Annotated in this window: 25 protein-coding genes; 6 read left to right on the top strand and 19 right to left on the bottom strand. The window is 36.5% G+C overall.

The window, feature by feature from the left end; genetic code table 11:
• Nucleotides 1-137: 137 nt before the first annotated feature.
• The 15 genes from I7822_RS09255 to I7822_RS09325 all read right to left on the bottom strand — a co-directional run bounded on the left by I7822_RS09255 (nt 138) and on the right by I7822_RS09325 (nt 16,094).
• Nucleotides 138-1,511: an FAD-dependent oxidoreductase gene (locus tag I7822_RS09255; protein WP_207977244.1), complete on the bottom strand. Its 1,374-nt coding sequence runs from the start codon at nt 1,509-1,511 to the stop codon at nt 138-140.
• Between the two features lie 143 nt (nt 1,512-1,654).
• Complete coding sequence (locus tag I7822_RS09260) at nt 1,655-2,305, bottom strand: YesL family protein (RefSeq protein ID WP_207977245.1); 651 nt, start codon at nt 2,303-2,305, stop codon at nt 1,655-1,657.
• Between the two features lie 204 nt (nt 2,306-2,509).
• Nucleotides 2,510-3,706, bottom strand: a complete 1,197-nt coding sequence (locus tag I7822_RS09265) for a glycoside hydrolase family 88 protein (protein ID WP_207977246.1) — start codon at nt 3,704-3,706, stop codon at nt 2,510-2,512.
• Between the two features lie 28 nt (nt 3,707-3,734).
• Nucleotides 3,735-5,300: an extracellular solute-binding protein gene (locus tag I7822_RS09270; RefSeq protein WP_207977249.1), complete on the bottom strand. Its 1,566-nt coding sequence runs from the start codon at nt 5,298-5,300 to the stop codon at nt 3,735-3,737.
• Between the two features lie 156 nt (nt 5,301-5,456).
• On the bottom strand, nt 5,457-6,326 hold the full coding sequence (locus tag I7822_RS09275; RefSeq protein ID WP_207977251.1) for a carbohydrate ABC transporter permease: 870 nt from the start codon (nt 6,324-6,326) through the stop codon (nt 5,457-5,459).
• On the bottom strand, nt 6,327-7,307 hold the full coding sequence (locus I7822_RS09280) for an ABC transporter permease (RefSeq protein ID WP_243459371.1): 981 nt from the start codon (nt 7,305-7,307) through the stop codon (nt 6,327-6,329). It lies immediately after the preceding gene.
• Between the two features lie 373 nt (nt 7,308-7,680).
• Complete coding sequence (locus tag I7822_RS30440) at nt 7,681-9,951, bottom strand: helix-turn-helix transcriptional regulator (RefSeq protein WP_207977253.1); 2,271 nt, start codon at nt 9,949-9,951, stop codon at nt 7,681-7,683.
• A gap of 1,025 nt (nt 9,952-10,976) precedes the next feature.
• On the bottom strand, nt 10,977-11,534 hold the full coding sequence (locus I7822_RS09290) for a DUF5381 family protein (RefSeq protein ID WP_243459372.1): 558 nt from the start codon (nt 11,532-11,534) through the stop codon (nt 10,977-10,979).
• 252 nt (nt 11,535-11,786) lie between these two features.
• The gene (locus tag I7822_RS09295) at nt 11,787-12,344 is read right to left on the bottom strand and encodes a DUF5381 family protein (RefSeq protein WP_207977255.1); all 558 of its coding nucleotides are present in this window, start codon (nt 12,342-12,344) and stop codon (nt 11,787-11,789) included.
• A gap of 12 nt (nt 12,345-12,356) precedes the next feature.
• Entirely contained in the window at nt 12,357-13,154 is a 798-nt protein-coding gene (locus I7822_RS09300; RefSeq protein WP_207977256.1) for a YfjC family protein, read from the bottom strand.
• Between the two features lie 9 nt (nt 13,155-13,163).
• Nucleotides 13,164-14,411, bottom strand: a complete 1,248-nt coding sequence (locus I7822_RS09305) for a YfjB-related protein (RefSeq protein ID WP_207977258.1) — start codon at nt 14,409-14,411, stop codon at nt 13,164-13,166.
• A gap of 56 nt (nt 14,412-14,467) precedes the next feature.
• Nucleotides 14,468-14,611 (bottom strand): hypothetical protein, encoded by a 144-nt coding sequence (locus tag I7822_RS09310; protein ID WP_207977260.1) that lies wholly within the window; start codon nt 14,609-14,611, stop codon nt 14,468-14,470.
• A gap of 181 nt (nt 14,612-14,792) precedes the next feature.
• The gene (locus I7822_RS09315) at nt 14,793-14,960 is read right to left on the bottom strand and encodes a hypothetical protein (RefSeq protein WP_207977262.1); all 168 of its coding nucleotides are present in this window, start codon (nt 14,958-14,960) and stop codon (nt 14,793-14,795) included.
• A 35-nt stretch (nt 14,961-14,995) separates the two neighbouring features.
• Nucleotides 14,996-15,298, bottom strand: coding sequence for a WXG100 family type VII secretion target (locus I7822_RS09320; RefSeq protein ID WP_207977264.1), 303 nt, complete (start codon nt 15,296-15,298; stop codon nt 14,996-14,998).
• 589 nt (nt 15,299-15,887) lie between these two features.
• Nucleotides 15,888-16,094, bottom strand: coding sequence for an HNH endonuclease (locus I7822_RS09325; protein WP_207977266.1), 207 nt, complete (start codon nt 16,092-16,094; stop codon nt 15,888-15,890).
• A gap of 787 nt (nt 16,095-16,881) precedes the next feature.
• Here I7822_RS09325 and I7822_RS09330 point away from each other — a divergent pair.
• From I7822_RS09330 to I7822_RS09350, 5 genes are all read left to right on the top strand, one after another.
• A complete protein-coding gene (locus I7822_RS09330; protein ID WP_207977268.1) occupies nt 16,882-17,394 on the top strand; it encodes a sigma-70 family RNA polymerase sigma factor in 513 nt (170 codons plus the stop codon).
• A 118-nt stretch (nt 17,395-17,512) separates the two neighbouring features.
• Nucleotides 17,513-17,731, top strand: a complete 219-nt coding sequence (locus tag I7822_RS09335) for a DUF1659 domain-containing protein (RefSeq protein ID WP_066328899.1) — start codon at nt 17,513-17,515, stop codon at nt 17,729-17,731.
• Between the two features lie 86 nt (nt 17,732-17,817).
• The gene (locus I7822_RS09340) at nt 17,818-18,036 is read left to right on the top strand and encodes a DUF2922 domain-containing protein (protein WP_207977270.1); all 219 of its coding nucleotides are present in this window, start codon (nt 17,818-17,820) and stop codon (nt 18,034-18,036) included.
• A gap of 72 nt (nt 18,037-18,108) precedes the next feature.
• Nucleotides 18,109-18,249: a YvrJ family protein gene (locus I7822_RS09345; RefSeq protein ID WP_207977272.1), complete on the top strand. Its 141-nt coding sequence runs from the start codon at nt 18,109-18,111 to the stop codon at nt 18,247-18,249.
• A gap of 387 nt (nt 18,250-18,636) precedes the next feature.
• Entirely contained in the window at nt 18,637-19,980 is a 1,344-nt protein-coding gene (locus I7822_RS09350; RefSeq protein WP_207977274.1) for a glycosyltransferase family 2 protein, read from the top strand.
• 18 nt (nt 19,981-19,998) lie between these two features.
• On the opposite strand, the gene I7822_RS09355 is transcribed toward I7822_RS09350, so the two are convergent.
• Together I7822_RS09355 and I7822_RS09360 are read right to left on the bottom strand one after the other, a co-directional pair.
• Nucleotides 19,999-20,157 (bottom strand): hypothetical protein, encoded by a 159-nt coding sequence (locus tag I7822_RS09355; RefSeq protein ID WP_207977276.1) that lies wholly within the window; start codon nt 20,155-20,157, stop codon nt 19,999-20,001.
• Nucleotides 20,158-20,242: 85 nt separating this feature from the next.
• Complete coding sequence (locus I7822_RS09360; protein WP_207977278.1) at nt 20,243-21,070, bottom strand: alpha/beta fold hydrolase; 828 nt, start codon at nt 21,068-21,070, stop codon at nt 20,243-20,245.
• A gap of 405 nt (nt 21,071-21,475) precedes the next feature.
• On the opposite strand from I7822_RS09360, the gene cuyA reads away from it, so the two are divergent.
• On the top strand, nt 21,476-22,477 hold the full coding sequence (gene cuyA / locus I7822_RS09365) for a D-cysteate sulfo-lyase (RefSeq protein WP_207977281.1): 1,002 nt from the start codon (nt 21,476-21,478) through the stop codon (nt 22,475-22,477).
• A gap of 409 nt (nt 22,478-22,886) precedes the next feature.
• On the opposite strand, the gene I7822_RS09370 is transcribed toward cuyA, so the two are convergent.
• Together I7822_RS09370 and I7822_RS09375 are read right to left on the bottom strand one after the other, a co-directional pair.
• Complete coding sequence (locus I7822_RS09370) at nt 22,887-24,701, bottom strand: tetratricopeptide repeat protein (RefSeq protein ID WP_207977283.1); 1,815 nt, start codon at nt 24,699-24,701, stop codon at nt 22,887-22,889.
• A gap of 291 nt (nt 24,702-24,992) precedes the next feature.
• A complete protein-coding gene (locus I7822_RS09375) occupies nt 24,993-25,580 on the bottom strand; it encodes a competence protein ComK (protein ID WP_207977285.1) in 588 nt (195 codons plus the stop codon).
• Nucleotides 25,581-25,616 lie beyond the last annotated feature (36 nt).

Here is a 25,616-nt window from a genome sequence, read left to right on the forward strand (position 1 = left end):
TCTTAAGACCAGTGCGAATGCAAGGTGCACTTATATCCTCTCCATCCTTTTCTTGAAGAAAAGCTTGAAAATTTTTTAAAAATAATTCATGTCTCAATGTATACATGTGAAGTGCAACAGAAATATTCGACATTTAACTAGTTAATTACCTTTTTAGATAGCTCTATCTCTAAATAAGCTCCCTGTTCTTGTAAGATATCCTGTAATTTTTTAATGTTAAGTTCTTGAACCTTTACGTTTTCTCTTGCTGCAATTGCAGCTGCAACTCCTCCTGCATGCCCAATTGCTCCTGCAGTAGGCGTTGTTCTTACGCCAGCTTGTGCTTCAAAAGTGGCAGAAAGACACCTTCCTACAACTATTAAATTGTTAATTTCTTTGGAAACAAGAGATCTATAAGGTATACCATAAATCCCTCCCCATTCTAGTTTCCTATGTGAAGTGCCTTCTCCATCCGGACTATGAATATCGATTGGATAACCTGAGTGAGCAATGACATCATCAAATTTACGTTGTTCTAATAAATCCTCTGCCTTTAACGTATATAATCCCTCAATTTGCCTTGAACTTCGAACACCAATCGAAGGGCCAGTTGTAACCACTACAGCATTTTCAAAACCAATCATATAGTTTTTCATAAAATACTCAAGTTCGCGGCATTGTTTTCTGCCTTCAATTTCAGCATTGCTTAAGCTCCAAGGGTCTGTACTGTCAAAACCTAACAATCTAGTAGTATTAAAGATTACTTCTCCAGGGTTATTCGTTTCAAAAAACAAGACATCCTCTCTTTTTATCGTGATGTCCCCTTTTTCTTTAGCTTCTTTAAACTCTTTTAAATAGCCGACAACTGATAGTCGCTCTACTTTATTTAGATCATCTAAATTTTCTGGTACTCTTGTAAAATTATCAGGGTTTTCCTTTATATATTGTTTAACTCGATTGATATCTACGTTTCTTACTTTCATTTTTAATGTCATGGGCTGTGATGCTCCATCAGTTTCTCTTCCTTTGGTAAACTTGACACCTGACCATGCAGCTAAATCTCCGTCACCGGAAGCATCTATAAAAATCTTACCGCCAATTTCGGAAAGACCAGCTTTATTACAGACTTTTATCTTTGTTATCTTATTTCCTTCTTTTATTACTTCAGCTAATACTGTGTGGTATAAGATTTCAGCACCACTTTCAACTAACATCATTTCTAATTCATGTTTCATTGCTTCTGAATCAAATGGAGTAATTGAGTAAGTGTAATTAGTTAAATCCTTTATATGTCCAACAGATTTCCCAATTTTTTTCAAGCGTTGAATGAGTTCATCCGTAATTCCTTGAATAGCTTGTTTTTTTCCTGCATGAAAAGTCATCATAGGGCCTACTCCGGCAGCTGTTAGCATCCCACCTAAAAAACCATGAGATTCAATGATTAATGTTTTGGCCCCTAACCTTGAAGACGCTATTCCTGCTACCGCACCAGAAATACCCCCACCTAAAATGATCACGTCAAATTCTTTCATTAAATCACTCCTCAAGATTTTAGATTTACTACTAGATAAAATGTTAATTATTACATGAAACATACAGAAACATATTTTTTGCATGTCCGTCCATTCGTCAACTCGTTGTCAAACATGACTAACCTGGTGCACGATACCTTCCCTTAACTAACCGGCTTATTGCTCCTTACCGTTATCATTGTGTGACATTCCTTGTTTTCGATCGCTAAATTGGCGAACCACATAAGTGCAAATGCAAGGTAACTAAAGCTGAAGAAAGGGAGGAGCCCCGGAATAGCCTCCATGAGTAAGGTAAAACAAAACAAGATAAAGGTCATTGAAATCACATGAAAGGGATAAGAGATCGTCATCATGAACGAAACCTTAAATAATTGGATGACCTTTAGATCATAATGAGCAAAAACAGGCGCGACAAAGAACAAAGTCATCAAATACAATAAGCAGATGGCAAACATGAGTAAAAAGAACACCATCGAAGCCGTACCGCTCTGTGCTTGGAAAAAACGCAAGTAAAAATAAAGAATAAAACCAACAACAACAGAAATACCTCCAACAGCATTCGCTTTATAAAAATCTTTTTTATAAAGCTGCTTAAAAGTAGGGAAAAGGGCAATGTCAGTCTGTCCGCGAACCCACTTTCTTGTTACAGCAAACATCGCAAATGTCGCTGGAAAAAAACCGAATCCGATCAACCCCATTACAGTAAAAATTGCCCATAAGAATTGCAGATATACTAAGCGTGAAATCCACTCCATTACTGTATAAATGCCTCCAATTATACCTTTGTTTGCCATTTGCTTCTCTCCTAAAAATAATAAAAGTTGACTTAGGGATTTTTGGCTCAAACGTATCGAGATCTACCTTTTTCCATTTCTAACCACCACAGAAAAAGCCTCCAATATCAAAACCATACTAATCTTTAACTCTCTATCGTTCCCTCTAAGAAAGATGGCTGCCTCAAATAGATTCTAAGGGTAGTTTAAGGCAGCCATATGATATTACCAGTACATTTTCCAATCCTTCAATAATCGAATGAGCGCTTCCATGTAAAAATAGTCGCCCCAAATGCAACATTCATCAACACCTGTATTTCTAGGTTTATGGTAGACTGCGTGTTTTAAAACTCCATTAGCATATGGTTCATCTTTTGTTGTGTAGTGTTCAGCAAGCGAATGAACAATATGCAATGCACTATTTTCATAATACTCTTTCATACCATCAGTTAGAGGAAGCCTTTTACTCATTTCAAGTAAGCCGCAGACGGCAATGGCAGCAGCAGAACTATCTCTTTCTTCTTCGCCTTTTGTGAAGGTTAAGTCCCAATAACAGACGTGATCCTCTGGGAGGCGATTAAGAAAGTAGTTTGCTAGTTTTTTGCTTAGGATGATAAATGTTTCATCACCTGTATAGTGATAGGTAAGGGGAAATCCATATATTCCCCATGCCTGCCCTCTTGCCCAGCAGGAATCATCTGAAAATCCTTGATGAGTGTTGCCGTATAAAGGTTTTCCCGTCACTGGATCCATATAAAAAGTATGATATGTTGAAGAATCTGGACGAACAATATACTTAGCTGACTGCTTTGCATGATGATAAGCAAGTTGACGATAGGTTTGATCACCTGTTACTTCACTTGCCCAATAAAGCAGGGGCAAGTTCATCATACAATCAATGATCATCCTTCCGCTTTGCTTGGGATCTGTTAATTCTCCCCATGCTTGAATGATTCCTGCTTTTTCAGAGTAGCGAGTAAGAAGTAATTCAGCTGCTTCAAGTGCTGCTTCCTTTCCTTGATTCTCTCCCGTTAATTGATAAGCACTAACAGATGAGAGACTGTACAAAAACCCCAAATCATGATGGTTCACGACAATTCTGTTCTTGATTCTATTTTTAAAACTTGTAACCTGCTTTTCAGCTACTCGTCTGTATTTTTCTTCTCCGGTATATTCATAAGCGAGCCAGAGCATTCCTGTCCAGAAACCTGTCGTCCATTCGACATTGTCTATCTGTTGATAAACTAAATTCTTGCTGCTAGGACTAGGGAATTTAGATGTAAAAACTTCTAGGCTCTGATCGATTTTAAAAAGCACATAATCTAGTGCCTTTTCAATAAAAGCACGATCTACAGGTGGTCTTGTTGAAAATCTTTCTTTTCTTAAGAGACTTTCATCTACGACTTGTTCGGTTTTCTGCAACTTTGTTACCTCCTATTCTATTTTCCTATCATTTCTCCATCGATCGATTATACGCTTTTTGATGGAGCTCAATATATTCCTCAACACCAAGATTTTTTAGTTGATTCTTAAATTTCTCATAATCTATCTCTTCGGCACCCATAACCCATTTTTGCATCATTTCATCCCGATAGGTTTTTAAGTCTGCTGCAATTTCAATAATCTTCTTTTCTTCTTCTTCAGTAAAAGTGAGAGGCGGCAGTGGCTCTGCAAAATAGTTATTAGCAGTGTATTCTTCTATCCCTTTTAAGGCAATTGGGTTTAACCATTGTTTCTCATACTCAAAATCCTGATGATAAGAAAAGAGAGTTTGGGCCCCATACTCATGCAATGTTGTTGGAACATCTGGAGAACTCAAAATTTCTTCTTTAAATACAGGTTTTCCATCGACTAGATCATAAGTTTCTCCTTCTACCCCATAGTTCATCAAGCGTCGTCCCTCTTCTGTGTAAAAGAAATCAAGATATTTGATCGCTTTTACTGGATCTTCTGTTGAATAGCCAATCGCTATTCCTGCTTTGTCTCCATATGGATCACGGACGGTAGGTTCGACTTTTTCACCTTCCGTATTTTGAGGAGGAGCAAATGTTTCAAATTTAAACCCTTCAACCTGATCTTTTAATAAATTGTTGTAACCTGCCGTGCTTCCGAACCAATCGTGTGTCATACCTCCTTGATTGTTACCAAGTAAGATATCTCTAGCTTTTGCTCCTCTTGTAAAGATCTCTGGATCAATTAACTTTTCTTCATACCATTTAGCTAATCCTGAAAGGGCAGTACCATATTTTTCTTCATATGGCCCGAATTGAACCTTATCTCCATCAAGATAGAGGTCATTGCGAGCGCCCCATAAAATCGTAAGGTCACCCAAACTTTCCGGAATTCTTGAAAAATAAGGAATTTCATCTTGTTTACCGTTTCCATTTGGATCTTTTTCTTTAAATGCCTTTAACACTTCATATGTTTCTTCTGAGGTTTGCGGTATTTTAAGGCCAAGCTTATCTAACCAATCTTGTCTAACGAACCATCCTTTCTGCGCCTTTCCATCTGCTATAAAAGGAACAAAATAAAGATTTCCATCTGAAGCTGTAGCAAATTCTTCTAAGCCTTCCATCTCTTCAAGGTATTTCTTAATGTTTGGAGCATGTTTCTCAATTAATTCATCTAGTGGAAGAAACGCCCCTTCTTTCCCATACTTCGTTAAATCTGCCTTTGTCCCATGAACAAGATCAGGAATTTCACCTGAAGCAATCATCAAGTTAAAAGCTTCCTGACTATCTGTTGAAGTCTTTGGAGCCACTCCTTTCAAGTTCACATTAGTTAACTCAGCTGCCTTCTTAAACGTCGGCCAATCATCATTAAAAATGACCTGGCCATCAAAATGATGAAGGTGAATCTTCAGATCAATTGGTTCCTTGGATACCTGAACCCCCGTTAGACCTTTTTCACTTTCTGAGTTTTTATTAGCACCCACATTACTTGAAGCACTATTATTCGAGCATCCTCCCATAATTAGCAGAAAAATGGAGAACAAGATCAAAGCGATTTTTTTCAATTGGACTCCCCCCAAGACTTAGTCGTTAATTTTTGTTACGTGTACAACCACCCGATATTCGGAACATCAGGGATTTTATAGAAACAATGAATTCTGTTTCAGCACAAAGACTAAAACATAATCCCCAATACATTACTCCTTTAGCAGTTATCACTTTTACTCTTTAATCCCGCCAATCATCGTTCCTTTTACAAAATACTTTTGCAAATACGGATAGACCAATATGATCGGAATAATCGAAACAATAATTGTCGCATATATCACGGTCTCTGCAGAGTATTGAGAGGTTGTATCCAGTGAATTGGCCATTTGTTCCTTTACACTCATATCAACAACCAATTTTTTCAATAGCACCTGCAGGGGAATTTTACTTTCATCATTTAATACAATCATTGACCAGAAGTAGCCGTTCCACCTGCTAACCGCGTAAAAGAGTCCGACTGTTATGAGCGCTGGTTTTGATAAGGGCAAGAAGATTTTCCACAATATCTGCAGATCATTTGCTCCATCCACTTTTGCCGACTCCTCCAAGGAATCTGGTACTGATTGAAAAAAGCTTCTCATTATGAAGACCAAAAACGTTGAAATAGCAAAGCCTACAATGATCGCTGTCCGAGTATCAAGTAATCCCAGATCTTTTAAATTCAAGTAGGTAGGGATAATTCCTGCATTGAACCACATCGTGAATGCGATGAAAAAAGCGAAAAAGCTGCGACCTTTTAGTCGTTTTTTAGAAAGCGGATAAGCCCCACAAATCGTAACAAACATGCTAAACAGTGTTCCAACTACCGTGTAAAAGATTGTATTTCCGTATGCTACCCAAATTCCAGGCTCCTCAAGGACCAGTTTGTATGCTTCAATTGTTATATCTTTCGGAAATAAGAGCACATCTCCCTTAAGAACGGCATCAGATGAACTGATAGAAGCAGACAATACATAAATGAATGGGTAAATGCAGATAATGGCAATCAATCCGACAACAGCATAAATAATGAAATCGGCTAGTTTACTTCCAGAACCCTTCATTTACCATAACCCTCCGCTCTCACTGAATTTTTTCGTTATTTTGTTCGCTGTGACCACTAGCACTAAACCAACAACTGCATTGAACAAGCCAGCTGCTGCCCCGATCTCATAGTTTGCTCCTTGCAAGCCTGCCCGGTATACGTATGTGTTAATGACATCAGCTGTTTCATATGTTGCGGGTTGATAGAGAAGGATAATCGCTTCATACCCAACCTCCAGGAAGCTTCCGATATTCAAAATAAATAAGATTAAGATCGTCGGGATTATCCCCGGCAAGGTGACATGCCACATTTGTTTCCATCGGTTCGCCCCATCCATTTTGGCTGCTTCATACAACTGTGGATTGATCCCGCTGATTGCAGCAATATAGATAATCGCGTTGAACCCGACATCCTTCCAAATATTCATCCCGATAAAGATGGATCGGAAATATTCTGGATTGGTTAAAAAATAAATTTTTTCTCCTCCTAATTTTTCAATGATGATGTTGACCAGGCCGTTTGATGGGGAAAGAAAGTTAGTTACAATCCCTGCTACAACAACAATTGAAATGAAATAAGGAAGATATGTCGCCGTCTGAGTCAACTTTCTGTAGGTTACCGATTTAATTTCATTAAAAAGAAGAGCCAAAATAATCGGTGCCGGAAAGGCAAATACTAAGGTGTATAAACTAATAAGGATGGTGTTTTTTAACGTTCTAATAAAGTAATCGCTTTCAAAAAACTGTACGAAATGTTGAAATCCAACCCAAGGACTAGCTTCAATCCCCTGAAAAATACTGTAATCTTTAAATGCAATCTGAAGTCCATACATTGGGCGGTATAAGAAGATAATGTACCACGCAATAAACGGGATCAACAATAAATACAAATATTTATCACGGATGATTGTTTTTTTGATTCTCTGAAGGCGCGAAAGATCTGCCTTATGAGTAATTGACGGCATATGCTTTTTCTCTTCAGATTGAATTTGACCATTCATACCTTTCCTCCTTTCCTTTTTTTAATCTGGTTGACTGATTTCATTGATTATCCTAACTTTAAATCGATCATACCCCTGATTACTATCACCAGTTCTTTGTTTTCATCACCGTTTTTTGCAAAATCATAAGAAATGTAGATGGATCACAAATAGTATCGATAAAGTGAGATTTCTTTTTGGGGTACTAACCCCACTGAATAGCAGCGAAACTTATCACGCATAAAACGCCAAGGCCTAATGTCTTCGCCTTACTTGGACATCCTGTCCTACTTCGGATCTTTACGGGCAGTTATCTCTTTCTTATCTTCTTTGCTTCTCATAATCTTGTGCCATGAGGTTTTACTGCCCGTTAAGACTAGAATAAATTAATCACTTAAGATCCTTTTTCATATTGACCAGGGGAAAGTCCAACATATTTTTTAAAGGTTCTGATAAACGTATTGACGTTGTTAAAGCCGACCATGCTTGCTACTTGACTGATTTTCACCTCTTGTGCCGACAAAATCTCCTTTGCTTTCTTTACTCGGTACATATTTAAATATTCTTTAAAGTTTTCTCCTGTTTGTTCTTTAAAGACTTTACTCACGTAACTTGGGGTTAAATTAAAATGTTCCGCTAGATCTGAAAGAGAAAGATCCCTGTGAAAATGATCATGAATAAAGTTCATCAGTTGATCAGCCACTGTCAAGTCTGCTTTTTTTGTTTGTTCTTGAATGTTTTCTAAAAGCTCCTCGAAAAGACTAGTAATTGTCTGTTCAAGCTTTTCTTTTCCGCGAATCACTTGAAGTCTTCGATAGACGGTTTCATCTTCACCAAAGATTGTCCTTTCTGCTTGATTAGTCTGTGATAAAATTCGATGAATGGTAGCAAGTATTTCAAATACCAAGCTTCGGAGTGTAGATTCATCAAGCTGTCTAACATGAAGATTATCATTTAAGACGTTTTTCAAAATGGCCATGGCCTTCTCCTTCTGACCTCTACAACTAAAATTAATCAAATCTTTCTCCATTTCGAGTGGGTAATAGTAGCTCTTTTGCTCAAAAGTATCAATATCTTCTGTTGACACAATGTTTTTTCGATCAATCGCATATCTGTATTCAAGCAAATTTCTTGCCTGTTTATATCCTTTTTCAAATTCAGAAAGTTCTGCAACCGGATCACTGATCGCAATAAACATTGTTGCATGAAGGCGTTCATCCAACCCTGATTTAAACGAATTCAACCAATCGCGAATTCTCTGCAAATTGGTTTCACTTGTCAGGATTGCGAGTTTCTCTACTTCCATTTCAATCATTTCGTAAGAGATTTCCTTTTCTATATGTTCTTTTAAATAGGTTAGCAGCTGTAGCTTGATCGTCAGAATCTCTTCAGGTGTGACCGATTCTCCCCACTCCTTATAGTTAGTGAATTCAAAGAGGATGACCCTTCCTTGTTTCAACTCGGCAAGACCGTATTGCCCCGATTTCTCCTTCACTTCCTCTTTCTCAACTAACCCAAGAAGTAAATCTTTCATAAATTTTTTTTTCAACGACAGCTGGTGATGATCGATGGTAGAAAGCAGTTTTTCGTTCATTTTTTTCATATTGATTGTTATTTGCTGGATAATGGCAAACTCATCTCCATCAATACTCTCTTGTCCATCTTTCAATACATGAAGAACTTTTTTTACAGGCTGATACGTATAATTGACAAACAAAATTTGAACCACAAGACCAGCTAATATAAATAGTACATAAACAGGCAGCGAATCCATTAGAAGCCCGGTAAACGATGTTTCGGTTATTTGTTTCGGCGTAATATAAAGATACTTCCAATCTTTTAACACTTCTGAGGATAAGGATTTAATCTGAAAGTCTGCAGCCGTTATTTTTTGATATGGAACAGGCTCTTCTTTAGAAGGTTCAAGTTGTTTTAATCGATCCTTAGTCAAGATGTCGGTAATCGAAAGATCATGAAAAGTTGTTCGATGACTTGAAATCCGGTTACCTTCTACAATGGCAAACCCTCCCTGATCAATAGGATTTAGAGCAGGGTACAGGTTTTTAGTATAGAAGGAAAGAAAAAAGACAACGTTATTGCCTTCAGCTATCCTCTCTTTTTTCAACAGGGTAATATACACGTTATCTTTCTTTTGATTCATGAGGGTAAATAATTTATACTGCTCGAAGCTATTGTTTTTTTCCTCTAAATAGTCAGCCACCTGTTGATTCTCTTCCTTATTCAGACCAAGCTGCTGAAAATACTGTTCTTGATTAATCGTCATATCAGGTGTCACAATCAAATCTTCATCTGCATTCATCACACCTAGCTTATACTCAAACTGGCTAAAAGCATTCGAATTTTTCTGCAGTTCCTTATACAACTCATTAACATAGTAATATTTCAACTTTTCATTCCTATTTTGACTAAAATTCACAAACGCCTCCGTTGACTTGAGTTGGTTAATCCCGCTCAACGCCACCTGCAAACGATGATCCACTTTTTCCTTCGTCTGTTTTAAAAGCTCCTTCTGACTCTGTTCCAGCTCGAAATTCGTAAACTCCCGATTCTTTAAATAATAAACAAACGACAATGCGGCCGTATAAACAAAAATAACCGCCATCATACATACAAACAACTTCCAATAAAATTTCCTCTTTCTCACCGCTTCTCCCCCCGATCAGTATTTACGTCTTCTTTTAAATTTCCAATTAGTCCAAACCTAATCCTCTAAAATTCACTCTAGATTCCTATTAGAGTGTTTTTGCTCATCACCTAAAACGGTTTATTAAAACATTATGACATGTGCAATCAACGTTAAGCGATGGTAGCCGTCAAAGGAGTGGCTGAACCTACTCCGATTTTGAACTCAGGCACCATTAAATGGTTTTAAGCTTAGTATAATGTTGCGGTCTATACGTGTATTTTTGTAAAACATCATCTACACAAAGTATAATCCCTCCCACAACTTCGATTTGCCTCATTATAATTCCTTCTTTTATTCATACGAATAGGGAAAGGTTTGACGTTATAAGTCAATTTACCTCTCCTTTAAGCTCCATAAGGTATCTTTCTCATAGAAACAGAGATTGATATTCTCAAATTGCCGTGGAATAAAGTAAGAATGCATTCTTAAATAGGATTCTTACATGGTTGAAGATGCGAAATTTGAGGAACTACATAATCAATTTAAATGAGAAAACTGCGATTTATAAAAATGAACAGGAGTTTGATCAAATAGGGTGTATTGCCTTATAGGAGGCTTCGCAACGGTTTAATGAAGATAAGGGAAATTTTCAGTCATATGTCTATTCCTATATCAGCTGCCGGATGAAAACAGCCCGTACGAGTGAAAGGAGAAAAGTGAATAGGGAATGCCAGCTGACATTGCAGAGGAGGCAGGCGTATCTGTTTATGCCGTGAAAGCTTGGCGGAGGGATACGATTGCTAAGTGAAAGAAGCATTTTAGTGAGGCGTTTTGAGAAATAAGAAGCATTCATACAAAGGCGAGATTTTGTTAAATAAAGCTGACTTTCGTCTGCATTTGCTAATACAGGAAATGAACTTGATTAACTGTCTGATTGGCTCATGTTTGACACAGAGCACTACGATAAACCATGAAAATGTGCTGCTTTCATGGTTTATCCACCTGTAGTGAAGTGATGAAACCGCAAATAAAGTTAACGAACGTTAATCAATTTTCTGCTCCTGCCTATGGTATTTAGCTACTTTTTGTAATTTATCCAAATTCACCTTACGATCCCACACTTTTCTTGCATTTTCTGTCATATAAGGGTAAATATACTGATCGACCATCACTTGGTAATCTAGGTCGTCAATTAGATTATAAGTACGAATTTTTATTGTTTTGTTATCGAAGGTTTCAATGACAATATCATTGATCAAATTCAGTGAATTTCTTACTAAATCGATATTACGGATATTCTTAATATAAACTGTACCTTTCTTCGCTTTAACCGTACCATTCACACCTTGAACAATCGTTAACAGGATCTTTCCTGGAATAAAACCTGGAAGTGCCCAGAGAGTTAAATATAGAAAAATAGGAAAAAAAATGATACCTCCAAAGATATAAAACAACGAATATTTCGATTCAAATGAAAAGCCTTCAAAAATTAAGAATGAACAACCTACTAAACCACCTAAAACAAATAAAGCCATCCACCCGTACATGAACTTTGAACCTTTGATTTTGATAGAATTTTCTTCTGTCTTTATATTAATCAAACTTTTTCCTCCTACGAAGGTAACTGTACCGCCAGAAATATAGAGGTATCTGTATCTGAAGGCTTTGCTGTGAGGTGCATTGTTAGGCTGATGAATCTTTTATTGAGGATAAAGCTGAATTTCTTCAGTATTTGTTAACAGATTAACTGTTTAATTGACTCAAGGTTGGCACAGGTATAAACCATGAAAAGATATTATTTTCACAGTTTATTACCTGTATTTATATGGTGTCACACCTTGAGGAAATGAAGGTTAATCAATTTTTTGCTCCTGCCGCTCGTATTTGGCTATCTTTAGCAATTTATCTAAATCCACCTTACGATCCCATACTTTTCTGGCGTTTTCTGTCATATAAGGATAAATATATTGATCGACCATCATTTGATATCCAAGATCATCAAGAATATTGTAAGTACGAATTTTGATTTTCTTGTCATCAAAGGTTTCAACGACAACATCATTGATCAAATTCAATGGATTTCTGACTAAATCAATATTACGAATATTTTTAATAAAAACTGTACCTTTTTTCGATTTTATCTTGCCGTTTCCGCCTTGGACAATCGTTAACAGAACCTTCCCTGGAATAAAACCTGGAAGTGACCAAAGAGTTAGATAAAGGTAAAAAGGAGTGAGGATAATACCGCCACCAAGGTAAAATAATGAATATTTGGAATTAAATTTCAACCCGTGTATGATTAAGAAAATACATGCAATTAAAAAACCTACAGTCGCAAGAAACATCCACCCGTACATGAACTTTGAGCCTTTTATGTGGACGACTTCATTTTCTTTCTTAACGTTTACCAAACGATGCACCTCCTAAGCTGAAAGAATCTTTTTCGTTACGAATAGTTGTTTAATAGATGCCTCATTTGCTCTTTGAATATTCAGGTCAAGGCTGTTGTCCCTTGTCGCTAGCCAACATTCATTCTTTCCTGGAATAAGAAAATAAAGATCCATTAGGTCAGGGGTATTTTCTGAGTCATAGGCTAAGCTTACTAAACTATCCATTGTACCGTTTCTATTCGAAAGATCATTTAAAAACGCTAGGATACTAGTAGACTCTCCCTTTTTGCTTATCCATTTCTGAACAATTGATTCTGGTAAAGAATGAGATTGACTTACATCTTCTAATAGTTCTTCAAATTCTTCACTTTTTAACCGAAGGATGACTTCACCTTGCTTTTCTAAGGTATGGAAGTTGAAAAACCTGCTTACCTCTGAAAGGATTTCTTCTTCCGGCAGCTTTGAAATAGAATGAACTTGATTGTCGTACAGTAATTTATGTAAATAAACCTCTCCATTTTTATAATGAAAGGAGATACTTTCTTCTCCATTGAAGTCTGACTGATGTTTAGAAGCCTTAATGGTACCTTCCGCATAATTCAATGTATGGATATAGGCAGCAAATTCATCCTTTAACTTATATTGATGATCGACTTCCTTAATCATATCTTTTGCTAACAAGGAGCGAGAGGCAATTTCGAGCATTAATTTTAACTCCGCATCCTGAAGCGTTGGAAAATAGGCTTCTTTAATGGATATTCCTTGTTCAAATAAACCTTCACTATAAAATGAAAAAAGTAATTCCTCAATACTTAATTGAATCGTATTCATATATCCTCCTTAAAAAAATGACAATTTATCCTCAAGAAAAACTTTCGCTCCATCGACTAGAGAGCTCGCTGTTTCTTTTGCCTTCGATAATCCTTTACCAATTTCTTTCACCTTCCCTACTGGGTCAGCAATTGTCTCCTTAATTTGATCATTTACAAAATCTACACCTTTATTAACACCTTCAACCACTTTCCCTGCTTTTTCGAATCCACCTTTAAAAAACTCAACCCCAGCATGTATAGGTTCTTTTAAAGCTATAGCCGCTTTTTCTGCTATTCCTGCAGTAAGTTTGGCAGCTTGCTCTCCAACAATACCACCTACAAAAGAGCCTGCAGTAGCACCTAAAACAGTACCTACTGGACCGACTAAACTTCCTAGAGCCCCACCTACTACTGCCCCTGCAATGGAACCTCCAGAAATGGCTACTGTATTATTCACTGCATTTCCCACCGCTTTTGCATTTTCTCGCTTTAGGACCTCAGAATTATTTCCATACTTCGCATAGTTTTCAGAAATTTTCAGGCCCATTCCGCCTACTTCCACTGCTCCTGTTACTAATAGAGTACTAACAGCATTTGTTCTTGCGAATTTTGCTCCAGTTTGAAGAAATGATTTTAATTTAGTTGAATCCACTGCTCTATACTGAATTCCTTCAAGCAAAGCCTTTGAACTATCTGTATACTTAATAACATCACTAGGAAGATATTTTGCAACTTTTTTGTGAACTAAATCAGCAAGTGGGACATCTCGGTATTTTTTCAATAAAAAGCTTGGACTTAATAATCCTCTGGCCACAGTTTGAAACTTGGAATTGTCAATCGCATCCGATAATTGATGAAGTGCCCCCATATGTTTATATGTAAATAACCCATTAGCATTCTTTGGAAATTGTGTAAAACCAAGTCCATAAAATGCTAGTTGTTTTGTTGCTAAAGCCCCCATCGCAGTTAGTGCTCCATACTGATCATACAGTTTATAAAGTTTCCCAACTAAGTTATCAGCGTCTGAGAATTTATTAGCGGTCATTCGCAGGTCAATCTCCATTTCACTCAGAAGATCAACTAATTGATTTCCCGTTCCCCACGGATCCCCTACTTGATAAAAACAATGACTATACTCTGCTGGAGCACTGCTAATTAGGTTGTAAAGCTCCAAATGAAGATCCTTGTATTCCTCTTCAATTTTCGACAATTTCGAGACAAGCTCATTTGCTAAATCTTCTAAACGATCTGGATCTACTGATATTTTATTTCCCATTCTATCACTCTCTTTTTGGTTTACTTTAGCCTTTATAATATTTTCTACTATTCCATCTAAATACTATTAAAAAAATGATGTCCTAATATAATTATCTGTAAAGGTAGTAGAAAAAAATCTACACATCCAGGTAAGACACAACCATCATTTACTGGCTTTTTTTCGTTTTTATTCTCATTTTTAGGCTTATCATTACCCATTTATTTCCTCCTGTAATTTTAACTAAATTAAAGCTGCTATAACTTCAATTTGTAGTAGAAATAGCAAAAGTAGATACAACCTAGTATCCATTTATCAGCTATTTCTTTCCTTATCTTCATCTTCTTTTTTATCCTCTTTTATATATAGTAGGTACCAATTTCTCGCTAATGAGAAAAATTCTTATATTGGTCTAATTACTTGATGTGCCAAAACACCAAATTGAATGATCAAAATAAAAAAATCACTGCAGCCGGGGAGTAAACTACCATCTTTATTGTTCTTATTCTTATCGGGGAAGATCCAGCCTTCCTCTTCTAAACTTTTGCGATCCCTATTCTTCGGTTTCATATGACACCTCTTTATATCCTTCATTCATTTAATTTCTACTCATCCCTCATACAAGCAAGCCGCTCTAATTCTCTTTGTCTTTCAATCTCTTCTCTCACCCTGTCAACATCATTTGCTGCACTTTCTAATTCTTTGCTTATGGTATAAAGATTGTCTGAATGTCTTTGAAATAAAATATCTGCTTCATCAAGAAGAGAATCAAATTTTTTTCGTGCTTCTCCTGTCCATGTCTCCGTATTTGTATGTACACTCTGCATTAATTTCGATTCATCTAATTTTAACGTTTCAGAAGATTCCTGGAACACTTTTGCTAATGCTCTGACTTTTTCTGAATTCATAAATTTCACCTCATTATTAACTTACTTTTCTATTCATCGTCAACTTCATTTTCAATAAAATCCAATAATAGCTAAGTAAATGTTACTATAATTACCAGATCACTTCCATAAGTCTCCAGTAGTGAAATTGGAAATGAATATAGGAAGAATGTTTTATTTTATTAAACTCAACTTTCACAGAGTGCAATCGACTAATTTGCTTTTATATAATTATCCACTGCTCATGTTGACTTTAAATGAACTATCTATTTTTTATAATTTTAAAGTATTCTTAATTCTAGGTTTTGAAGCTAATAAAATTTAAAAATAGTAATAAAATACAACAGGAATATACTCGTCTCTAGTACTGGCTAGGTTACAACTTTTTGTTCATAAAAAAGGAACATGGCACCTATCCCCATGTTCCTCCCTAACGATTATCCCTTTTTAATAACGAGTCTATTCCCCCCTTGCCTTTTTGATGTTGCAACAAGCATTCCGCCAATTAATGGGAGACTAGTTAAGTTTGCTACTTTACTATTTCCTATCTTAGAAACTGGTTTGTAAAACTTTTTTAAATCTTGAGAAACAAAACAACAGGCACCCAAAACTACCTTACAATAAATTCTTCAATTAACTTATCGTTTTTCAACTGATTGCATTGAAAACAAGCACAAACACAGTTTTTCGGGTTCGTCAGCCCACCCTTGGACTTTGGAACGATGTGATCAATAGTATCACCATATTCGCCATAGTAAAAACAGATAAAATTGCTTTCTTCAATAATCACACACTTCAGCATCGTGATCACTTCCATCCAAACGAACGGTACCTAGTGAAAACTTTAATTGAATAAGGAGAAGTAAAGCGAGAAACTCCTAAGCTGATGGAAAATAATTAGATTAATATCCGTGGAACTATCTTACTCTTCCAAAATATCTAAAAATCTCCGGCATATTCGCGGTGACTAGAAAACTAAATGAAATGACAGCCAGTTTTAATTAGGAATACTTTTATGTATAATGGATATATAATATAAGGGAGAAGCCAACTAACTCTTCTCCCTACAACCTCTACCGTCAGGGTGATGGTTGTCAAAAAATTACTTTCTTTTCGAACCACCCTCTTGCTTGCGACGGCGCGGGGTGGTTTCCTTGTTTTCTAATACGTTCTTCCAAAAAAATACGCACTCACTTCACGCACAATCCCCTTCAGAACTTCTCGTAAAAATTCAAGAAATGTTTCCATGATTATCACCTCCTTTCCTATACGGAAAAGAAGCTTGACAACTAACCAACCTCACAATATTCAGTTGCAACTCTATTCTATTCATGTCTATTTAATCTAATAACCTACCAACCTTCGACAAATTTCGGGTGGTGACAGGCACCCAAAACTACGTTACACAGACAAAAACCCCAATAACACCATCACCCTAACGAACTCCCTACCAATAACCTCGTTATTACTAAGAAATAATCCCCTTAATAGGTTAATCTCCCCCGTTATCTCCACCATATTGAAAGTTTCTCAAAGAAAAATAGACTGATATTCTCAAATTACCGCGGAAAACATAAGAATGCATTCTTAAAAAGGATTCTTATATGAATGAAGATGAGAAATTCGAGAAGCTGCATGAACAATTTGAACCAATGATTTATCATATGATGAAAAAGTTAAAGATTTACAAAGATAAAAAGGAGTTTTATCAAATTGGCTGTATTGCATTATGGGAGGCTTCATTACGGTTTAATGAAGAAAAAGGGGAATTCAAGTCTTATGTTTATTCCTATATCATTGGTCGAATGAAAGCAGTGCTTACGAAAGAAAGGAAAAAACAGGAGAAGGAAAATCGTCTCATGACTGTTTCACCCCAAGAAGAAACAAGCGAAGATGATTTTAAACATCTACTATCAGATTCTAATATTAACAGTATTTCCACCCTTTTGACTTCAAATCAAAGCAAATGGCTAAAAGCCTACTGCCTTCATGATAGAACACCAAGTCAAGTTGCAAAGGATGAAGGAGTATCAATATCTGCAGTTAAAGGATGGCGTAGGAATGCGATTGCTAAACTAAAGAAGTATTCTAGTGAGGATTTTTTGGAAATCAGGTAATACCAGTGGTTAGCAACATGCCAGAAGCTATTACATCCATCTTTTATAAAAAAAAATTAATAACACGCTACTCTACCTACCCTTTCTCTATATATAAAGGGTGAAAGGAGGTGAGAGCATGGCAGTTGCAACATTATTAGATTCTCAATTAAGCCTTGTCTTTAACATGGGAGTTGATGAGAACGGCAAAGACATCTATAAGCGTAAAAACTACAACAATGTCAAAACTTCAGCAACACCTGACCAATTGCTTCAAGCTGCACAAGCGATCGCAAGCTTACAATCAGAAACACTAACATTTGTTGAGCGTAACGACACAAATCAAATTGATGCGTAACAACAGGTAAGAATGTAAAAAACAGCTATTTGAAGGAATACTTAGACACCTAATTCCTTCAAAAACCCTAGAAAGGAGGGAAAAAAATGGCGAAAACATTAGAGCTTCAATTTTTAAACACAGCAGGAAAAACAGTGAAAATCAGTGTGGATTCTCCAGTAGAACCGGTTGATCAAACTGCCCTAAATGCAGCAATGGATCAAATCTTAGCAGCAAATATTTTCATTTCAACGGATGGAGAATTTGTCTCAAAAAAAGGCGCAAGAATTATTGACCGTAATGTGACGGAAATTGTGCTTGGATAACTACGTATAGGGCTGACAAGCTTTCTCTTGTCGGCCCTTTTCTATAAATTCTAATGAAAGAGGTGTGAAAGGATGGAACAATGGTTAACAATGATAAGTGATGCCGGCTTCCCGATCATCATCACATTATATTTACTTAATCGAATCGAAAACAAGCTTGACACATTAAATCAGCCGATCCAGATGCTTCCTACGCAATCGCAAAAGGGATAACTCGTAAAAGGCGTGGGGGTTTTCTTTTTGCTGTCTAAATACGCTTTTCCGAATTAAATGTACACTTGTTTCGCGTACAATTCCTTTCAAAAAACTTCTCTTAGAAATTCAAGAAATCTTTCGATGATTATCACATCCTTTCCTCAACAGAAAGAAGACCGACAACAACCACCCTCACACTAGCCAGTTGCTACTGTGAATTACCATATTCTATCCAATTACTAGTCTATCAATCTTCGAGAAAATTCGAGTGGTGCTAAGCACATAAATCATACCTATATTTACCTTTATAAAACATAAAAAAAAAGAATTACTTTAAAATGAAGATATGGTACCTTATAGTACATTAGAACGATATCCACTACTCAATGGGAAAGGTATAAGAAGATGCAAACAGAAATAAAACCACCAATCAAAACAGAGTACACCAAGCCGTATATTCCAATCAAAACTAAGTTCATAGTAAGTCACTTGACTGCGTTTCTATGGATGTGCCTATCCATTTATTTAGGACTTCCTTGGCTAAAGGATCTTTCTCATATTCTTCCCTTACCAGTAGCTTTGCTTATTATCGGAGGGATATCTTATATTCCTGGGTATATGAATGCCTTTCTAGTAATGAGCTTACTCTTAGATCGGCAGCCCCCTTTAAAAAATCAATATCCTGAAGATCAAATTTCAGTTCTTATTGCAGCCTTTAATGAAGAAGATAAAATTTATCAAACACTTCGTTATTTAGATCATCAAGACTATCATGGAAAAATGAAGATATATGTAATTAATAATGGTTCCTTAGACAGAACAGCAGAAGAAACCTTACGAGCAAAAAGGGAATTGTCAATAGATATTGAACTGCTGCATGAGGAGAAACCTGGTAAGTTCCATGCATTAAATCATGGTTTAACCATGGTTCAAACCCCTTATGTTATTACAATTGACGCTGATACACTTTTACAACCAACTTCTATCCGCTATCTTGTAGCGCGCATCAAATCCAGCCCTGAAGATGTATGTGCTATAGCTGGCTCTGTTCTAACAAAAAACAGCAGAGAAAATCTATGGACCAGAGTTCAAGAGTGGGATTATTTCTTAGGGATTGCCTCGATTAAAAGGCTTCAAGGTTTATACCAAGGCACCCTTGTTGCACAAGGTGCTTATAGTCTATATAAAACAAACTGTATTAAAGCAGTTGGCGGATGGCCAAATGCAATCGGAGAAGACATCGTTTTAACTTGGCGATTACTGCAAAAACATTGGAAAGTATACTATGAGCCATTAGCTGTTGCTTTCACAGAAGTACCAAGTACACTTAAGCACTTTATTCGACAGCGAGCAAGATGGGCAAGGGGCATGATTGAAGGTTTAAATGAAGTAAAACCTTGGAATCAGCCGCAAATTTATATTAAATATTTAACGGGCATTAATTTGATCATGCCTTACTTAGACTTCATCTTCACTGTATGTTGGATTCCTGGGCTAATATTAGCATTTTTCGGTCATTATTGGATTGTTGGTCCAATAACATTATTTGTCCTGCCGTTAACCTTTTTAAGTTATAGCATTCTTTATTTCTATCAAAAGAATTATGTGTTTAAGCCATTAAATCTAAGTATCCGAAAAAATTTAGTAGGCTTTATTTTCTTTATCATTGGTTATCAAATGATCATGTCACCTGTATCCGTATTCGGCTATGTACAAGAACTTTTTAAATTTAAACGTAATTGGAAGTGAATTTAATCGCTGAACTTATTAGTCTAAATTAGACAAGATTGGTTCAGCACCTTTTGGTTTGTGACGGCGCGAGGTGGTTTCCTTGTTTTCTAATACGTTCTTCCGAAAGAAATAGGCACTTACTTCGCGCACAAACCCCTTCAGAACTTCTCGTACAAATTCAAGAAATGTTTCCATGATTATCATCTCCTTCCTAAACGGAAAGAAGACTGACAACCAACCACCCTCACAATATGCAGTTGCAACTGTATATTACAATATTCTATCCATTTACTAGGCTATCCATCTTCGACAAAATTCGGGTGGTGACAGGCACCCTTAACAAGTTCTCTCGAATAAACTCATCCACTACAGCATTAAACTGCTCTGGCTGACATAAATTTGTTGGATCAAACGCATTCTTAATAATATGTAATGAACCATCTGGAATTGGTTCTATGACTTCACGCATTTTTTCGATGACTAATGGTTCATCATCTCCTACTATGCCTAGTACTGGAATTTCTAATTTTGCCAATGCAGGTAGATTATTCAATCCAAAGCATCCCATGAGTTGATTTGTTACTTCTTTGGCCCTTCGATTTTGAATAATGTCTACAATTTCTTGATGTGCTAGCTCCCAGCGTTCATAGCGTTTAAAAATAGGCATGATCCATTTGGATGGTAACCATACGGAAAAGGCAATAAAGCCTGCAAATAAAAAAAGTTCAAACTCTTCCCTACTTTTTGGAATGGTATTTGCGTACGTATCAACGAGGATGAGTTTATCTACTAATTGGGGGTGAGTAATTGCAAGATGTTGCGCAACGATTCCTCCGTATGACACACCGACTAAAGTAATGTTATCAAGATGTAAATCGTGACATAAGGTAAGAATCGACTCACAATGGATGTCTAAACATTTTGAGGGTAAACAATTTAACGAATCCGATTGCCCACTTCCCTTTAGATCAACAGTAATGGTTTGAAACTCCTGTGAAAAATAGTCTACTTGAGGCTGAAACATTGTATGAGTTCCTCCAATTCCATGTAAAAAAAGAATCGGATCACCCTTACCGTTCACCTCGTAATATAAACCTTTATTAAACAAGCTTATCCCTACCTCTTATGAAAATTTAGATGAAATAAAAGAACGGTTTTCCGCTATCTTCTAAAACCACCACAACGTTTACCATTATATAACAACCATTACTTTAAGACCATAAAAATGCCTATAATTAACATAACGCATTTCGTTATACCTAATAAAAAAATACCATACAGCATTATTTAATGACTACTGGGCTTATTTTGGTACGGGCGGTGACAAGCTAAAAAAATGAGTAGTCTTGAACCTCTTTTAGACTTTCAAAAATATACTTCGGATCTATGTTTTTGAAAAGTAGCTCAATTCTACATTTATAAATATAATAGTATTTGAGAAGAAGACTACTAGAATTTAATTTTTTCAACATTTCACATATATTTAAATGAACAATACAGGAGGCTATTACATATGAATTTAGCTCAATTTCCTAAACGAAGATACACATCATCCTATACACCTATCGAGAAATTAGACAATTTATCTGAAGTTCTTGGCGGCCCTACGATTTATCTAAAACGAGATGATTTACTTGGGCTAACGGTTGGCGGAAATAAAACGAGAAAATTAGAGTTTCTTGTTGCCGATGCACTGAAAAAAGGTGCAGATACTTTAATTACATGTGGAGGCATTCAATCAAATCATTGTCGCTTAACACTAGCCGCTGCAGTGAAAGAGAAGATGAAGTGCATTCTTGTCTTGGAAGAGGGTATGACAAAAAGCTCTGAGCCTGATTTTAACGGTAACTATTTTCTTTATCATTTACTAGGCGCTGAAAATATCAAGGTTGTCCCGAATGGAACAGACTTGATGAAAGAAATGCAGCAAGTAGCAAAAGAAGTAGAAGGGAAGGGACATCACCCTTACATCATTCCAGTTGGTGGATCTACTGCCATTGGGGCAACAGGATATGCCGCTTGCTCCCAGGAGATTTTAGCACAGTCATTTGATCAAGGAATAAATATAAAGTCGGTCGTTTGTGTAAGCGGCAGTGGCGGAATGCATGCAGGTTTGATCACTGGATTTGATGGAAGTCAAAGTAATATACCTGTAATAGGAATAAACGTAAGCAGAGGAAAAACAGAACAAGAAGAAAAAGTGTACCAGCTTGTGAAAGAAACATCGGCACATATCGGAATTTCACATTCCATCCCCCGTGAGGCAGTTACTTGCTTTGATGAATATGTCGGACCTGGCTATGCTTTACCTACCCCTGAAATGGTAGAAGCTGTCCAGTTAATGGCAAAAACAGAAGGAATTTTACTCGATCCAGTGTACACGGGTAAAGCTGCAGCAGGACTTATTGATCTCATCCGTAATGGCTACTTTAAACGCGATGATCACATTTTATTTATACACTCTGGAGGATCACCTGCTTTATATGCAAATACCTCTCTTTTTATTAAATACTAGAGCAACCTATTATGAAATGATCTTTGCATTTAAATTGTTACACAAAGATTTGACAAAATTCAGATGGCGAATGTTCCACCAAAACCAAACTCGTTTGTAACCTGATACAATAAACATAGTTGTTTTTTGTGGAAGTCTCCAGAATTATACAATACAAGGTCATTACTCTTGTAAAATTATGGACAGGGAATACAGTCAACTTTGGGCAATTTTAAGTTGTCAAAATAATTTCTCATAGTTTGCGTGGTATAAAAATATGGGAACAGTTCGACGCTTACATGTTAATCACAAAGAAAGGACAATCACACATTGAGTGAATGGCACGCTTTGTGAACACTAAAATAGTTATATGAAAAATTTGTAGAACAAATTTTTTCGGGTGGTGACAGTGGCACTCAAAACCCTTACTTCACAGCCCAAACCGCTTAACAAAATACTCAACAATGTTTAGCAGTTGAGAAAGCAGTTCCTTTACTTCCACTTCGTTTATCGATATATACTCTTCCAGTGCATCGTAGTGGAGGGAGCTGTTGGCCATGGTACGTATGTTATACATTTGATCATTTATTTTTTTGGGATAGCGCCTCTTTTTCTTTGTCTCCTCTATTAGATGATGCAATGTTTTTCTTCTGTCACCATTCAACAGGTTTATTCCAATTTTCAAACTGCTTTCTTGTAAAATAACCTCAAGTGTAAGGCGCATTGGAACCATCGATAAATGGGCCTTATCCTCGAGAGTATCAAAGATGTCATTAAAATGAGCAGTTAATAGTTTCTTTACCTTTTCAGACCTTACTTGTCCTAGTATCTCATGTAATTTCTCTTCTGATGAATCATCTAATTTTTTTACTACTTGTACTTCATTTTTCTTTTCCCCTCCAAAGGTTATTGCCCCATTAGCAATACCTTGAGGTTTTACTGCATCAAACACATCTCCCCATATAGCCATATACATTTCCTGCTTTTCCTTGAAAACCAGCTCATTTTTCGTTTCATACGGATCTGGAACATTGTTTTCGAGATTATATAAAATAACGGAAACATCGCCATATAATTGGGAATTCCCTACAAAGGATTGATATTCTTCATATAGAAATGACTCCATCTCAAAACGACCTAGGCTGTCATATTCCTCTTGTTGTCTGTACTCCCATTCGTCCTCTTCCTGGTCCAGTTCTTCATCTGATTTTTCATTGATTAAATATTTCTTTGCAAAGCCTGTAAATAAGTCCAGAAATTCATCCCTATTTTCTTTATGAATTTCAACAAGGGATACCGAAACTAGCTGATTGTTTAAGTTGTCGAAAGCCACTTCCTTCGGCTCGTTAAATTGCCCCTCATAATAATGCTCCTGTTCCAACTGTTCGATGTGCAGATCTTTAAAAGAAGTTAATTCTGGTACCTCATCGTCATATGACAATTCGAGGAGTGTTCCATAAAATTCTTTCACAAATGGTGTAAAGCTTCCTTTATTTATCGTAATTTCAAAAAGATTAGTTTGAAGAGATTCGTCTATTGTGAAAATTTCTTTTAAAAACTGATAATCTACCATCTCAATTTTCTCTTTATCCTTACGTTCTAGATCAAGTGAAACAGGTACCTTATAAGGCAGATAAAACTGGAATGTAAAGTCCTTAGGTATTTCATCAAAATGGACCATATCATCATCAATTTCAAAGTGAATCTCGTATTCTTCATTATCTATGTAACCTTTCCACAGCTTTTTACTGCGAGTCAGGTGAAGTATTTTCGAAAGCTCCTTGCTGTAATACTCGTTCGTATTGGAGAGAAGATACTCAATAAGATGTAGCAAACCACCAGCAACATCCATTCCACTTTCCAGGTACATCTTCCCTAGATTAAAGGATAAGTCTGGATTTCCAGAAAAATTTTCTACTGCTTGTTCCAGCTTAGCGATAGCATCATTAACGTCACCCGCTTTATATGCGTTTAACCCTTCCCTTGTGAGATCTATCGCAACTTTTGCAGGACCGAAATAATACAACTCATTTTGCTGGATCAAAGCAGGCTTTAACTCATCTCTTTTTCTCCTCTCATCCTTCTTCTTTTGTTCTTTATCTTCTTTTATCCCATCAAAATCCAACCTAAATTTCGGTTTCGGCCGTTCTATGATCCCCTTTTTCACCTTATAAAACTGCATTGCACTTTCTTCCATGTTATGTAAGTAACCCTTAAGTTCTTGAATACTCCAATTCCGGTTCACTTTCCCATCACCCTTATTTTTTTACTATCATTTTACCATGTATGTTCTAATGGCTCACAACATCTTCTTGCATATTATGGGAAAGCATGGGGACGGTCCTCATGCTTCCCTCTTTGCCTCAAATGTAGGTGTAAAACAGATTCAATATTTCTCAGGTGGTGAATATACAAAATCTTAATAAAACCCTAGCGTAGCCTGAAACCACACCCAGAACATTTGTTTGAATAATGCGCATGGACTGTCCCCATGCTTCACTCATAATTCTGGTTGTGATATGCACCTAAAACAGTTTTATCGATCAATTTGATCATCATAAGTATTCCTTCCTGACGTATAAAGACTAGCTTTCTCAGCTACAACATTCATTTTATAAAGATCTGTCGCCTGTTCTTGTCGTATATCGTATGTACTAATAAGACGAGCACCCTTATTTAACTTGTCCTCCAAGACTACCCTATTAATCTCCAATTTTAACTTTTTCTGATTCGAGAAGATGATAATTGAATGGTTTCCTTTTGGTACTATGTCTATCACATGCTTATAGGCAAGCCAAATGCAATTTGTGTTCTTTGGTGAGCATAATGGCACCATACAATATTTATTTACTTCACTTATAATGACAGGAAGCATCCGTTGTCCTTTTAATATTTTTTGTGCTGAATTGATTCTACCTGATAGGTCACTTCCATAATAATCACAGCTGTCTTCAACAATGTCCAATGGGCTTCTGCTCACATTTTCAACCTTGTACTTTTCGAAGACAGTACTATGTAGCTCAGCAAGTTTCGTATATTTCGGAATAAGGGCCATTGTGTTTTCATTGATAATGTGCAATTTCTCTTCCTTGACCTGATGGCTTTTGTTTTGATTATTATTCATGTTTAACACTCCTCCTCAATATGTTTAAGTCTTTCA

Origin of the sequence: Metabacillus bambusae, from assembly GCF_017497975.1 — a bacterium.
In the GTDB taxonomy this organism is placed as follows: Bacteria; Bacillota; Bacilli; order Bacillales; family Bacillaceae; genus Metabacillus; species Metabacillus bambusae.

Excerpts from the sequence above, each read along its gene's own strand:
- I7822_RS09255 (WP_207977244.1), bottom strand. The coding sequence starts at position 1,511 with ATGAAAGAATTTGACGTGATCATTTTAGGTGGGGGTATTTCTGGTGCG.
- I7822_RS09260 (WP_207977245.1), bottom strand. The coding sequence starts at position 2,305 with ATGGCAAACAAAGGTATAATTGGAGGCATTTATACAGTAATGGAGTGG.
- I7822_RS09275 (WP_207977251.1), bottom strand. The coding sequence starts at position 6,326 with ATGAAGGGTTCTGGAAGTAAACTAGCCGATTTCATTATTTATGCTGTT.
- I7822_RS09280 (WP_243459371.1), bottom strand. The coding sequence starts at position 7,307 with ATGAATGGTCAAATTCAATCTGAAGAGAAAAAGCATATGCCGTCAATT.
- I7822_RS09300 (WP_207977256.1), bottom strand. The coding sequence starts at position 13,154 with ATGAATACGATTCAATTAAGTATTGAGGAATTACTTTTTTCATTTTAT.
- I7822_RS09305 (WP_207977258.1), bottom strand. The coding sequence starts at position 14,411 with ATGGGAAATAAAATATCAGTAGATCCAGATCGTTTAGAAGATTTAGCA.
- I7822_RS09310 (WP_207977260.1), bottom strand. The coding sequence starts at position 14,611 with ATGGGTAATGATAAGCCTAAAAATGAGAATAAAAACGAAAAAAAGCCA.
- I7822_RS09315 (WP_207977262.1), bottom strand. The coding sequence starts at position 14,960 with ATGAAACCGAAGAATAGGGATCGCAAAAGTTTAGAAGAGGAAGGCTGG.
- I7822_RS09320 (WP_207977264.1), bottom strand. The coding sequence starts at position 15,298 with ATGAATTCAGAAAAAGTCAGAGCATTAGCAAAAGTGTTCCAGGAATCT.
- I7822_RS09325 (WP_207977266.1), bottom strand. The coding sequence starts at position 16,094 with ATGGAAGTGATCACGATGCTGAAGTGTGTGATTATTGAAGAAAGCAAT.
- I7822_RS09330 (WP_207977268.1), top strand. The coding sequence starts at position 16,882 with ATGAATGAAGATGAGAAATTCGAGAAGCTGCATGAACAATTTGAACCA.
- I7822_RS09335 (WP_066328899.1), top strand. The coding sequence starts at position 17,513 with ATGGCAGTTGCAACATTATTAGATTCTCAATTAAGCCTTGTCTTTAAC.
- I7822_RS09340 (WP_207977270.1), top strand. The coding sequence starts at position 17,818 with ATGGCGAAAACATTAGAGCTTCAATTTTTAAACACAGCAGGAAAAACA.
- I7822_RS09345 (WP_207977272.1), top strand. The coding sequence starts at position 18,109 with ATGGAACAATGGTTAACAATGATAAGTGATGCCGGCTTCCCGATCATC.
- I7822_RS09350 (WP_207977274.1), top strand. The coding sequence starts at position 18,637 with ATGCAAACAGAAATAAAACCACCAATCAAAACAGAGTACACCAAGCCG.
- I7822_RS09355 (WP_207977276.1), bottom strand. The coding sequence starts at position 20,157 with ATGGAAACATTTCTTGAATTTGTACGAGAAGTTCTGAAGGGGTTTGTG.
- cuyA (WP_207977281.1), top strand. The coding sequence starts at position 21,476 with ATGAATTTAGCTCAATTTCCTAAACGAAGATACACATCATCCTATACA.
- I7822_RS09375 (WP_207977285.1), bottom strand. The coding sequence starts at position 25,580 with ATGAATAATAATCAAAACAAAAGCCATCAGGTCAAGGAAGAGAAATTG.